Origin of the sequence: Actinomycetospora lutea, assembly GCF_028737205.1 — a bacterium.
In the GTDB taxonomy this organism is placed as follows: Bacteria; Actinomycetota; Actinomycetes; order Mycobacteriales; family Pseudonocardiaceae; genus Actinomycetospora; species Actinomycetospora lutea.
Map to the genome: position 1 here is coordinate 134,323 of NZ_JAQZAL010000009.1, position 11,739 is coordinate 146,061.

An 11,739-nucleotide genomic window follows, 5' to 3' on the forward strand; every position below is an offset into this window, starting at 1 on the left:
TCAGACCGGGTCCCCGGCCGGCCCGGCGCACCGGAAGCCCAGGTTCCCCGAGCTCGACTCCGGGGTGTTCGAGGTGCGCGCCGCGACCCGGTAGCGGTTGCAGTAGGAGTCGTGGCACAGGTAGGAGCCGCCGCGCATGACGCGCGCGTCGCCGTCGTCCGGACCGGCCGGGTCCTGCTCCGGGGACCGGGCGTACCAGTCGGCGGCGAAGCGGTCGGCGCACCACTCCCAGACGTTGCCGACGGTCTGCCAGAGCCCGTACCCGTTGGGCCGGTAGGTCTTCACCGGCGCCGTGGTGAGGTGGCCGTCCTCGCGGGTGTTGTGGGTCGGGAAGCGGCCCTGCCAGATGTTGAGGCGCCACGTGCGCCCGAGCTCGTCGCCCCACGGGAACCGCGCGCCCTCGAGCCCGCCGCGGGCGGCGTACTCCCACTCCGCCTCGGTCGGCAGGCGCTTGCCGGCCCAGGCGCAGTACGCGACGGCGTCGTTCCAGGAGACGTGCACGACGGGGTGGTTGGCCCGGTCGCCGATCGACGACCCGGGGCCCTCGGGCCGCCGCCAGCACGCCCCCCGCACGGACAGCCACCAGGGAGCGCCCTCGACGCTGGTCAGGACGTCGGCGCGGTCGCCGGTGAACGCCAGGTGGAACACCCCCGACGACCCCCAGCGCTCGGCGTCGGTGACGAACCCGGTGTCCTTGACGTAGCGCGCGAACGACGCGTTGGTCACCGCGGTGGCGTCCACGGCGAACGTCGACACGCTCACCCGGTGCACGGGGCGCTCGCCGTCGGCCGGGTCGCCGTCGCCGAGGTGGTCGCCCATCGCGAAGGTCCCGCCGGGGATCACCACCTGGCCGCGCGCGGGCGTCACACCCCCGTCCGCTCGGGCACGGGCACGGGCACCCACGCGCCGTGCTTGCCGTCCCGGCCGTCGCCCGACGAGTGGCCCCGCAGGCGCCGGCCCACCCACGGGACCACGTGCTCCCGGTAGTAGCGCAGCTCGCCGCGCGGGGTGCGCGCCGGGTCGCCGCCGTCCGCGACCTCGGGCACCGGGCCCTCCCCCATCGCCGCGAGGATCAGCCCGGCGGCGCGGCGATGGCCCGCGGGGCCGAGGTGCAGCCGGTCGGGCGACCAGTACCCGGGGCGCCGGATCTCGGCGTCGTGGAACACGTCGACGACGTCGGTGCCGTACCGGTCGGCGAGCTCGGCGATGCCCGCGGTGAGCACCTCGCCGCGGCGCCGCACGACACCGCCGAGCGGGAGGCGTGCGGACGGGTCGGCCCCGGAGATGAGCACGACCCGCACCCCGGCGTCGCGGCAGCGCCGCACGGCCCGCTCGGTGAGCGCGACCAGGTCGGCGACCTCGATGCGGCGGCGCAGCATGTCGTTGCCGCCCCCGTTGAGGGTCAGCAGCGTCGGGAGCGGGTCGAGCGACAGCGCCGCGTCGAGCTGCTCGGTGACGATCGGCGCGAGCAGGCGGCCGCGTACGGCCAGGTTGGCGTACCCGATCGGCTCGCCCCGCGTCCGCGCCAGGCCGGCCGCCACGAGGTCGGCCCAGCCGCGGGGGGACCCGTCGGGGAGCTCGTCGCCCACGCCCTCGGTGAAGCTGTCGCCGATCGCCGCGTAGTGCACGGGACCGTTTCTACGTGCCCCGGCGGCGGCGGGCCAGCGCGACGATCTCCCGCACCGCCATGAGCAGCGCGAACGTGCCGAACACGAGGCCGAGCACCTCGGTGTCGAGGGCGAGCCCGAGCAGGGCGCCGGCGATCACGCCCGGCACCGAGGCCAGCCCGAGCAGCCAGCCCCACCGCGCGGACGCGGTGCCCTGGCGGACGTGCACCCACGAGCCGACGATCGAGTTGGGGATGAACATCAGCAGCGACGTCCCGGCCGCGACGTGCAGCTCCACCCCGAACAGCAGGACCATCGCCGGGACGGCGAGCAGCCCGCCCCCGAGACCCATGGCCCCCGACCACGCCCCGATCACCACCCCGACGAGGACGGCGGTCGGCAGGAAGAACCACGGGTCGGCGAGCAGGCCCGGCGACACCAGCGCCTGGGTCAACAGCGGCGCGCCGGCGGCGTCGATCCCGAACTTGAGCGCGGTGAGCACCAGGATCGCGATGAGCAGCACCCGCAGCACGGTCTCCCGCGTGCGGGCGAGCACCCACGGCCCGAGGAACCCGCCGAGCGTCCCGCCGATCATCATCGGGATCCCGGCGCGCAGGTCGATCGCCCCGCCCCCGACGGCGTAGGCGGCGACCCCGGCCACGCACAGGCCGATCTGCGCGATCGTGGACGTGCCGTGCACCCGCGCCCGGGTCATCCCGGTGAAGCGGTCCAGCGCCGGGACGTAGAGCACCCCGGCGCCCCCGCCGATCAGGCCGCCGACGACGCCGCCGGCCGCACCGATGGTCGCGATCCCCGTCGTCGAGCCCCGTTCCCGTGACGCCACGGGGAAGGAATCTGCCCTACCCGGTGCCGTGCAGCCGCTCGGCGTCGACGAACCCCGGCATCTCCGGCTCCCGCTCGACCACCATGTCCGAGATCAGCGCCTGTTTGACGGGCGCCCCGGAGCGGGCATCGCGGCCCGGTGAACGACGACGGCTCCACCACCGCGGCCGCCGCCCCCGTCGCCCTCGCCGGCTGCCCCAAGCGCATGGTCTTCGGGCCCTGCGGCGGGGTGCGCCACGACGGCGCGTGCGAGCTCGACGCGACGATCCCCTGCCCCTGGGCCGACGATCTCGACCCGGCCCGGGTGCCCCCGTGGCCCGGCCCGGCGGTCGGGGTCCGCGCGGCGACCACGCCCGCGGGCCTGCTCCTCCGCTCCCGCGAGGCCCCGGTGGTGCTCACCGACCTCAGCGTGCCGTCCTTCGACCTCGCGGCCCTGCGGACGGCCGCGCAGATCGTCGCCCCGGTGTCGGACGCCGTCCTCTCCGGCGACATCCACCACCAGCCGACCTTCCCCCCGACGTTCGTCGCGGCGGAGCTGCTGTCGGTCGGCGCGCACCCGTGGATGACCCTGACGTGCCGCGACCGCAACCGCGTGGTGCTCGAGCAGGAGCTCGCCGGCCTCGCCGCGCTCGGCGTGGAGGGGGTCCTCTGCGTCACCGGCGACATCCGCGGCCCCGACGTGCGGCCCGGCGTCACGCAGGTCTTCGACCTCGACGCGACCCGCCTCGTCCACCTCGCCGCGACCTCCGGGCTCGCCGCGACGGTGGCGATCACCCCGTCGGCGCCGCCGCGGGAGGCCAGGAGGCGGGTGCTCGTCGAGAAGCAGCGCGCCGGTGCCTCGCTGGCGGTGTCCAACCACGTCGCCGCGCCCGGCGAGCTCGACGACTTCCTGCGCGACGCCCGCGCCCACGGCGCCGACCTGCCCGTCCTCGGCGCGGTGGCGGTGTTCACCGACGAGCCCGCCGCCGAGTCGCTGCTCGCGTTCCCGGGGCTGGCGATGGACCCCGTGCGGGTCGCCGCCGTCCTCGACTCCCCCGACCCGGTCGCGGCCGGCATCGACGCCGCCGTCGAGGAGGCCGAGGCGCTGCTCGCGGTGCCCGGCGTCGTCGGGGTCAACCTGTCCGGGCGGGCCTCCTCGGCCGGTCACGTCGAGGCCGCCGAGGTGCAGGCCGAGATCGCCCGGCGCATCCGGAAGGTGACACGGTGAGCGAGACCGGCACGACGCCGATGGAGGCCGAGTTCGACACGGTCGCCGCGTGGACCGAGCAGGCGATCGGCGAGCTCGGGCAGGCGCACGCCATCCCCGCCGCGTGCCGCGGCAGCGGGTCGCCGCCCGAGCTGGCCTGGCTCGCGGAGGGCCTCGGCCTCGAGGGCGACGACCCGTTCCTCGACGCGGGCGCGGGCCTCGGCGGGCCCGCCGCCTGGCTGACCGGCTACCTCCACGACCGCTGGCGCGGCACCGCGCTGCTCGCCGAGCCGATGACCCACGCCGCGGCGGCGGCCCGGCGCCTGTTCGACCTGCCCAGCGTGGCCGCCTGGTCGCAGGACCTCCCCCTGCCCGACCGGTCCGTGGCCGCCGCCTGGCTGCTCGGGGTGCTGTGCACGACGCCGGACAAGCGCGACGTGCTCACCGAGCTGCACCGCGTCCTGCGACCGGGCGGGCGTCTCGGTCTCCTGGTGCTCGTGGCCGACCGCGAGCTCACCGAGAGCCCGGAGGGCAACGACTTCCCGACCCGCGCCTCGCTGCGCGCCGACCTCGAGGCGACCGGCTTCACCATCGACGACCAGGTCGACGGGGCCGAACTGCCCGGCGCGCCGGAGGACTGGGTCGCCCGGGCGGACGCCGTCGACGCGGTGGTGCGCCGCGACCACGGCGACCACCCGCAGTGGCAGCAGGCCCACGCCCAGGAGGAGGTCCTGGGCCGGGTGATGGAGCGCGGCGACGTGGTGACGGTGCTGCTGCACGCCACCGCGCGGTGACGGGGTTTCTGCACGTGGCGAACCGATCTTGACCGGCGGCGCCCGTCCTCACGACGATGACGGGCGCCGACGCCGTCGAAGGAGCCCCGGATGATCCTGATCAACATCGTGATGCCCATCCGTCCCGAGAAGATGGACGACTGGCTGGCGCTCGCCGACTCCTACGCGAAGGACGTCAACGCCGAGGAGGGCTGCCTGTTCTTCAAGTTCTCGCGCAGCCTGACCGACGAGAACGAGTTCGTCTGCATCGAGGGCTTCCGGGACGCCGACGCCGGTGCGACCCACGTGGCGCAGCCGTACGTCAAGAACTTCTTCGACCGCGCCCCCGACCTCGTCTCGGCCCAGCCGCAGATCCTCTACATCGACACGCCGCACGACGGCTTCGGCCCGATGGGCGAGATCCAGCCGCGCTGACCCACGTACCCGCCACCCCGGTGGCGCGTACGGCCGCGCGACGCCGGAGCCGGTGACGGCCGCGCGGCACGCCGAGGGGACGCGACCTCCGCGTTGAGACGGATCGCGAGCACCTTGTACGCTCAGAACGGGTCAAACAGACGCCCTCCTGGTCGGCCCTCGTGCTCGGCCGTCGGCGTCGGATCCCGCGAAGGGCGCTGCCCATGACCTCGCACGGCCTGCACGTCCGGGAGAACGACCTGCTCGTGGCGCTGCGCGCGGCCTCGCGCGACCTGATCACCCGCCGCAGCATCCGTGACCGGCCGACCCTGCTCGCGCAGCTGGTCGTGTGCGCCGTGGACCTCGTGCCGGCGGCCGTCGGCGGCGGCATCTCGCGGACGTCGGACCGCGACGTCCGGACGAGCCACGCCACCACCGCCGCCATCGACGAGCTCGACCTGCTGCAGAGCCGACTCGGCGAGGGTCCGTGCCTCGAGGCCGCCGACCGGCCGCCGGAGAACGGCGTCATGCTCGCCCGCGACCTCGGCGGGGACGACGCGCAGCGGTGGCCGCACTTCGCGCCCCGGGCGGTCCAGGCCGGCTTCCGGTCCGTGCTCTCGGTGTCGCTCTCGGGCCCGAAGGACGGGACCCGCGCCGCGCTCAACCTGTACGCCGCCGCGGCCGATGCGTTCGACGCCTCCGCCGTCGTCACCGCGGGTCTCTTCGCCGGCCAGGCCGCCGCGCTGCTCTACGGCGCCGACCACGTCCACGACCTCGGCGTCGCGCTCGAGAGCCGGGACGTCATCGGCCAGGCGAAGGGCATCCTCATGGAGCGCTTCGCCGTCGACGGCGCCGAGGCCTTCGCGATGCTCGTCCGGTCCTCGCAGGACACGAACATGAAGCTGAACGACGTCGCCCGCTGGCTCGTCGACGAGACCGAGCGACGGTGGTTGCCGACGGACACCCCGCGAACGTCGACACGACCGCTCGGGTAGACACGCCGCGCAGAGGTTGTACCGTCGGCGAGAGGCCGACACCACGGCCCGCCCGCGACCGGGGTCGGCGACGGCCCGGTCGACCTGCCGACCCCGAGGACGCGGTCATGCACGACCCCGACCACGAGCGACTGGTCAAGTCGCTGCGCTCCGCCGCCGAGCAGCTCACCGAGAACCGGAGCATCCGCGACCTGGAGACGACGGTCAGCAAGCTGGTGCAGGCCGCGGTGGACACGATCCCCGGGATCGACGGCGGCGGCATCTCCCGGACCGAGCAGGGCACGGTGCGCTCGAGCCACGCGACGACCCCGGTGGTCTACGAGCTCGACCAGCTCCAGTCGGAGCTCGGCGAGGGCCCGTGCATCACCGCCGCCGACGAGCCGCCCGCCGCGGGCATCGTCACCGCGCAGGACCTGGCCGGGCCGGACGGGCGGCGCTGGCCCGCGTTCTCCCCGCGGTGCGTGCAGGCGGGCTTCCGGGCGATGCTGTCGGTGCAGCTGTCCCTGCACGGGCGCCGGCGCTCGGCGCTGAACCTCTACAGCCACGAGCCGGACGTCTTCGACGCGTCGGCCGAGCTGACCGCCGGCCTGTTCGGGGTGCAGGCGGCGACGCTGCTCCACGGGGCCGACCACGCCGCCGACCTCGGCCGCGCGCTCGCGAGCCGCGACGTCATCGGGCAGGCCAAGGGCATCCTCATGGAACGCTTCACCGTCGACGACGACGAGGCGTTCCAGATGCTGGTCGAGTCGTCGCAGGAGACGAACGTCAAGCTCGTCGAGGTCGCCACCTGGCTGATCGGCGAGGCGCGCGCGCGGCGCGCGGACTCGGGCCCCCGCCCGCGCCGTCAGTAGCTCCCGCAGCTCTCGCGCGAGACCTCAGGGCTTGCGCCCGACGCCACCGACGATGCAGCGCTGCACGGGGGCCAGCGGCTTGAGCAGCGGCCCGTCCGGCCACCAGCTCGCGCAGATCACGAGGCCCGGCTCGACCATCTCGAGTCCGGGGAACATCGCCTGGACCTCGGCGCGCGTCCGGAACACCCCGCTGCCCATGGGGCTGTGCACGAACACGTCCTCCATGCGGCGGGCGAGGGGGCTGTCGCCGTCCTCGGGGTCGAAGAAGTGCGCGAGCACGACGAACGAGCCCGGGGCGAGGGCGTCGACGTAGGCCTGCATGATGCTCTGCGGCGAGCGGGACGGGTCGTCGTGGTGGTGCAGTGTGCCGTTCTGGATCAGCGCGACCGGCTGCTCGAAGTCGAGGAAGCTGCGGATCGACGGGTCCTCGAGGACGCTGCGCGGGTCGAAGATGTCCGCCGGGCTGAACATCGTGAACTCGTTGTCCTCGAGCAGCGCCCGACCGTGCGCGACCACCGAGGGGTCGTTGTCGACGTAGACGACGCGGGACTCCGGCCGGAGCCGCTGCACCACCTGATGGGTGTTCTCCGCGGTCGGGAGGCCGGACCCGAGGTCGAGGAACTGGGTGACGTCGGTCTGCGTCGCGAGGAAGCGCAGCGCGCGGACGAGGAACGCGCGGTTGTCGACGGCCAGGAGCGGGACCTCGGGCGCGACCCGGCGCACCTGCTCGATGGTCTGCCGGTCGGCCTCGTAGTGGTCCTTGCCGCCCAGCGCGTAGTCGTAGACCCGGGCGATGCTCGCCACGCTCGTGTCCACGTTCGCGGGGGCGCGACCGTCACCGGTCCTCGAGACGGCCATCCTTCGATCCCTCATCACACGTCGTGGTTCACCCGGCTGGTCCCACGATAGCGGGCGCGGTGATCGACTCCGCGGCCTCGCCCGAGCACGGCGGCAGCCACCCATGGCCTCGGGGGCCCCGGACCGGTAGAAGCAGACCGGTACCGATGCGCCGAGGGTCAGGGGGGCGGGCCGTGAGGGCTGTCCGGTCGCCGCGCCACGTCCTCGCCGTCGTCCTGTTCCTCGGCCTGGCGGTGGAGGCGACCCACCAGATCCGGACGAGCGGTCCCCACTCCTCCGACCTGCCGATCGTCGACGACTGGCTGCACTCGGCGCTGATCCTCGCCGCCGCCGGGGTGTGCCTCCGGGGCGCCCGCCTGCGTCCGGCCGGCGGCCCGGCGCGGCGGGCCTGGTACTGCTTCACCGCCGCGCTGCTCGTGTTCGGCGCCGCCGAGATCACCTGGAGCGTTCTCTACTCCGGCGGCGGCGACGTCCCCACCCCGAACCCCACCGACCCGCTCTACCTCGCGACCTATCCGATGTTCATGGCCGGGCTGGTGTTCATGGTGCGGGCCCGGGTGATCGACGTCCCGTGGCACCGCTGGCTCGACGGCTTCGTCCTGGTGCTCATCGTCGCGACGCCGGGCGTCCTGCTGGTGATCGTCCCGGTGGCCGCGGCGGCGCCGATCGACCCCCTCGGCCAGTTCATCACCGTCGCGTACCCGCTCGGCGACGTGCTGCTGTTCGGCGGGCTGCTCGGCACCCTGCCGCTGATCTCCTGGCGGCTGGTGGGCAGCTGGCCCTGGGTCGGTCTCGGGCTCCTGTGCCTGACCGTCGCCGACTCCGCCTACGCCCTGACGGCCGCCGACGTCGTGTCCCACGACGGTCCCTACGACTTCCTCTGGAGCGCGGGCGCGCTCGCGTTCGCGGTCGGCGCCATGAAGCCCCCCGCGGGGGCACGCCCGTCGCGGGAGATCACCGGGTTCCCCGCGATCGTGCTGCCGCTGGGCGCCCAGCTGGTCGCCCTCGCCACCCAGGTCTACGGCTGGTACCGCCCGCTGCCGCCCGTCGAGCGGCTGCTGACCATCGCCGTGCTCGCCGTCGGGATCGCGCAGATCATCGTCTCCCGGCCCCGTCCCTCCCCCGCGGTGTCCGTGTCGGTGTCGGAGACCGCGTCCGCGACGGAGACCGCGGCCGGGACGTCCGTGTCCCTCTCCGAGACAGCGACCGAGACCGAGACACGCACCGAGACAGGGTCGGAGACGGCGACCGGGCCCGGAGCCGCGTCGCGGCCCCCGTGATCACGACGTGCCGTCCGGGACGTACCCCCGGCGGCCGGGGGCTGGCAGGCTGGCCGCGTGCTCTCGGGAGTGGGTGACGAGGCGCCCGTCGAGGGCGGCGCGCCGGCGGATCCCGACCTCGTGGCGTGGGCCCGCGGCCTGGGCGCGCTGCAGGAGGCCGAGCGTCTCGGCTCGTCGCGCATCGGCACCGAGCACCTGCTGCTGGCGAGCCTGCTCGACCCGGTCGCCCGGCGGCTGGCGCACGACGCCGGGATCGACTTCCGCACCGTGCAGCGCCACCTCGGGCCGCCCGTGCGCGCGGGCATCGGCGCGCGGCCGGGCCTGCTCCCCACGACCGCGCAGATGTACCTGAGCGACGGCGCGGGCCGGGCCCTCGCGGCGGTGCGGGACGGCGCGGCCGGCGAGGCGCTGTTCGCCGACTGGGTGCGCCCCGACCTCAGCACCGACCCCCGGGCGCGCAGCGTCCTGCGACGACGCCTGCTCGCGCTGCTGGTGGCGGGTGAGGGGGCGGACGCGGCCCGGTCGGTGCTCGCCCGCCTCGAGGTCGAGCCCCGCCGCGACTGGCTCGTCGCGCGGCTGGCCGACCCCGACGACCCGCGGCCCCGCTGATCCCGTGCGGCGGGGTCGGCGGCGGTGGGGTCTCACCCGCGCAGGTGCCGGCCCAGGAACGCGAGGGTCTGCGCCCACGCCGCCTCCGCGGCCGCGGCGTCGTACATCGACGGCGCGTCCCAGTTGGAGAAGGCGTGCCCGGCGTCGTGGTGCGCGACCGTGACGTCCGGCCGGCCCGCGACCGCGGCCTCGACCGCCGCGATCTGCTCGGTGGAGATGAACGGGTCGTGGTCGCCGTAGTGGAAGAGCGTCGGGCACCGCAGGTCGCCGGCGCGGTCGAGCATGTCGTGGATGCCCGAGCCGTAGTAGGGCACGGCCGCGTCGATCCCGGCACCGTCCACGCGCGCGCTCGTGGCGCAGAGGAACGTCAGGGTCCCGCCGAGGCAGAACCCGATCGCCCCGACCTTCCCGGTGCACTCCGGCATCGCCCGCAGGTGCGCGAACGAGGCGGTGATGTCGCCGACCGCGGCCCCGAAGTCGAGGCGCTGCACCATCGCCATGCACGCCTCGATGTCCGACTCGTCCTTGCGCTCGAAGCGGCGCTCCAGCCGCCAGAACATGTCGGGGGCGAGCGCGACGTAGCCCTCGCCGGCCAGCCGGTCGCCGATCCCCCGGATGTTGTCGTTGATCCCGAAGATCTCCTGGAAGACGAGGATGCCGGGACCGCTGCCGGAGGCGGGCAGCGCGAGGTAGGCGTCGAACTCGCCGCCGTCGGGGGCCGACACGGACTCGTAGCGGGTCACGGGGTCATGATGTCCGAGCCGTGCTCCCGACGACAGCGCGTCAGCCGCCGCAGGCCCGCGCGATGATCTCCGCCGCCGCACCCGGCCGGGCCTCGCCGCGCCACGCGACGTGCTGGTCGGGGCGCACGAGCACCAGGTCGCCGGGCCCGGCGCCGGGGCGGTCGAGCACGCGGAGGTCGACGCCCCGGTCCCGGGCGGCGGCGGCGAACGCGTCCGCCGCGGAATACGGATCGCGGTGCACCAGCAGCGTGAGCTCCGGGCCCAGGTCGTCGTAGAGCGAGTGCCCGGGCGCGAGGACGGCGTGGGGCAGGCGCTCGCCCGCGCCGCCGGCGACCACCGGCGAGCGGTCGTGGACGACGTCCAGGACGAGGTCGAGCGCGTGGAACTCGGCCGCCTTGGTGTCCTGGATGCGCTCGTGCGCCGCGGCGCGGGCGCGCTCGCCGGCGGCGTCGTCGCGGTCGAGGTCGTCGTCGAGCAGGTCGGTGGACAGCGTCTTCATGTTCTCCTCGGCCGCGCGGATCACCCGTTCCTGCACGGGGCGGCGTTCGGCCTCGTAGCTCGCGAGCAGCCCGGGGCCGCCCCAGCCGCGCAGGACCGCGGCGAGCTTCCAACCGAAGTCGACCGCGTCGCCGACGCCGGTGTTGAGCCCGTGCCCGCCGAAGGGCGGGTTGAGGTGCGCCGCGTCGCCGGCCAGGAACACCCGCCCGCGCCGCGCGGTGTCGACGAGCTGCATGCGAGCGGTCCACGGGTCGGTGGAGAGCACCTCGGCCTCGACCGGGACCCCCGCCACCGCGTCGACGACCTCGCGGGCCCGCGCGTGCCCGGCCTCGCGCTCGACGCCGAAGGCGATGACCCACCACGTGCCGTCGCGGTCGAGCGGGCCCATCAGCGTCGGGGCGACCGGGTTCACCGTCCAGTACTGCACCGCGGGGCCGTGGCGCACGTGGCGCCACAGGTCGGGGGCGCGCACGACCATCCCGAAGTTCGGGCGCAGCGCGTGCTCCCCGGCGTAGTCGGCGCCGATCCGCGCGCGCACCACGCTGCGCGGCCCGTCGCACCCGACGACGAAGTCGGCGACGACCGTCCGGGTGGCCCCCGCCTCGTCGGCGACCTCGACCCGCACCTCGTGCTCGTCCTGGTCGAGCGCGACGACCCGGTGGCCGGTGGCGAGGGTGGCCGGCGCGAGCTCGCCGACGACCTCGCGCAGGAGCTCCTCGAGCACGTACTGCGGCGCCTGCTGCCCGGGCTCGGCGCAGCGCCCCGCCTCCGGTGCGAGGCCGAGCACCCCGTGGAAGCGGGAGAGCTCGTGGCCGGACAGCGAGGTGCAGAACACCACGTCCTGCGACCACGCCACCGGCAGCGGTGCCCGCTCCCGCAGCCGGTCGGCGATCCCCCACCGGCGCAGGTGCTCCATCGTGCGGACGTTGACGGTCTTGCAGCGCGGGCGGCTGTGCGAGACCGCCGTCCGCGGCTCGACGACGACGCAGTCGACGCCGCGCCGGCCGAGCTCGACGGCGGTGGCGAGCCCGACCGGCCCGCCACCGGCGACGAGGACCTCGCAGCGATCCGGGAGCACGGGC

At 75.2% G+C, this 11,739-nt stretch carries 13 protein-coding genes; 7 read left to right on the top strand and 6 right to left on the bottom strand.

The features are described from left to right. The 3 genes from PHK61_RS12170 to PHK61_RS12180 are packed head-to-tail and all read right to left on the bottom strand — an operon-like array spanning window position 1 to window position 2,451. Window positions 1-867, bottom strand: coding sequence for a formylglycine-generating enzyme family protein (locus tag PHK61_RS12170; protein ID WP_274281238.1), 867 nt, complete (start codon window positions 865-867; stop codon window positions 1-3). Then, window positions 864-1,628 carry an SGNH/GDSL hydrolase family protein gene (locus PHK61_RS12175; protein ID WP_274281239.1) on the bottom strand — a complete coding sequence of 255 codons (765 nt, stop codon included), beginning with the start codon at window positions 1,626-1,628 and terminating at the stop codon, window positions 864-866. Before PHK61_RS12175 ends, PHK61_RS12170 begins: the two co-directional genes overlap by 4 nt. A 10-nt stretch (window positions 1,629-1,638) precedes the next feature. After that, window positions 1,639-2,451 carry a sulfite exporter TauE/SafE family protein gene (locus PHK61_RS12180; protein WP_274281240.1) on the bottom strand — a complete coding sequence of 271 codons (813 nt, stop codon included), beginning with the start codon at window positions 2,449-2,451 and terminating at the stop codon, window positions 1,639-1,641. A 138-nt stretch (window positions 2,452-2,589) separates the two neighbouring features. On the opposite strand from PHK61_RS12180, the gene PHK61_RS12185 reads away from it, so the two are divergent. From PHK61_RS12185 to PHK61_RS12205, 5 genes are all read left to right on the top strand, one after another. Continuing rightward, window positions 2,590-3,657, top strand: a complete 1,068-nt coding sequence (locus PHK61_RS12185) for a methylenetetrahydrofolate reductase C-terminal domain-containing protein (RefSeq protein ID WP_274281241.1) — start codon at window positions 2,590-2,592, stop codon at window positions 3,655-3,657. Continuing rightward, window positions 3,654-4,430 carry a class I SAM-dependent methyltransferase gene (locus PHK61_RS12190; protein WP_274281242.1) on the top strand — a complete coding sequence of 259 codons (777 nt, stop codon included), beginning with the start codon at window positions 3,654-3,656 and terminating at the stop codon, window positions 4,428-4,430. Before PHK61_RS12185 ends, PHK61_RS12190 begins: the two co-directional genes overlap by 4 nt. A gap of 90 nt (window positions 4,431-4,520) precedes the next feature. Continuing rightward, a complete protein-coding gene (locus tag PHK61_RS12195; protein WP_274281243.1) occupies window positions 4,521-4,844 on the top strand; it encodes a putative quinol monooxygenase in 324 nt (107 codons plus the stop codon). A gap of 203 nt (window positions 4,845-5,047) precedes the next feature. Continuing rightward, on the top strand, window positions 5,048-5,818 hold the full coding sequence (locus PHK61_RS12200; RefSeq protein WP_274281244.1) for an ANTAR domain-containing protein: 771 nt from the start codon (window positions 5,048-5,050) through the stop codon (window positions 5,816-5,818). 107 nt (window positions 5,819-5,925) lie between these two features. Continuing rightward, window positions 5,926-6,669, top strand: a complete 744-nt coding sequence (locus tag PHK61_RS12205; protein ID WP_274281245.1) for a GAF and ANTAR domain-containing protein — start codon at window positions 5,926-5,928, stop codon at window positions 6,667-6,669. Window positions 6,670-6,693: 24 nt separating this feature from the next. Here the strand turns inward: PHK61_RS12205 and PHK61_RS12210 are convergent, their stop codons facing one another. Then, window positions 6,694-7,527 carry an SAM-dependent methyltransferase gene (locus PHK61_RS12210; RefSeq protein WP_274281246.1) on the bottom strand — a complete coding sequence of 278 codons (834 nt, stop codon included), beginning with the start codon at window positions 7,525-7,527 and terminating at the stop codon, window positions 6,694-6,696. 173 nt (window positions 7,528-7,700) lie between these two features. Between PHK61_RS12210 and PHK61_RS12215 the strand changes: the two genes are divergently transcribed. Beyond that, window positions 7,701-8,807, top strand: coding sequence for a hypothetical protein (locus PHK61_RS12215; protein ID WP_274281247.1), 1,107 nt, complete (start codon window positions 7,701-7,703; stop codon window positions 8,805-8,807). 57 nt (window positions 8,808-8,864) lie between these two features. Then, a complete protein-coding gene (locus tag PHK61_RS12220) occupies window positions 8,865-9,416 on the top strand; it encodes a Clp protease N-terminal domain-containing protein (RefSeq protein ID WP_274281248.1) in 552 nt (183 codons plus the stop codon). 32 nt (window positions 9,417-9,448) lie between these two features. Here the strand turns inward: PHK61_RS12220 and PHK61_RS12225 are convergent, their stop codons facing one another. Both PHK61_RS12225 and PHK61_RS12230 read right to left on the bottom strand, forming a co-directional pair. Beyond that, entirely contained in the window at window positions 9,449-10,159 is a 711-nt protein-coding gene (locus tag PHK61_RS12225; protein ID WP_274281249.1) for a dienelactone hydrolase family protein, read from the bottom strand. Between the two features lie 40 nt (window positions 10,160-10,199). Beyond that, window positions 10,200-11,735 (bottom strand): FAD-dependent monooxygenase, encoded by a 1,536-nt coding sequence (locus tag PHK61_RS12230; RefSeq protein ID WP_274281250.1) that lies wholly within the window; start codon window positions 11,733-11,735, stop codon window positions 10,200-10,202. Window positions 11,736-11,739 lie beyond the last annotated feature (4 nt).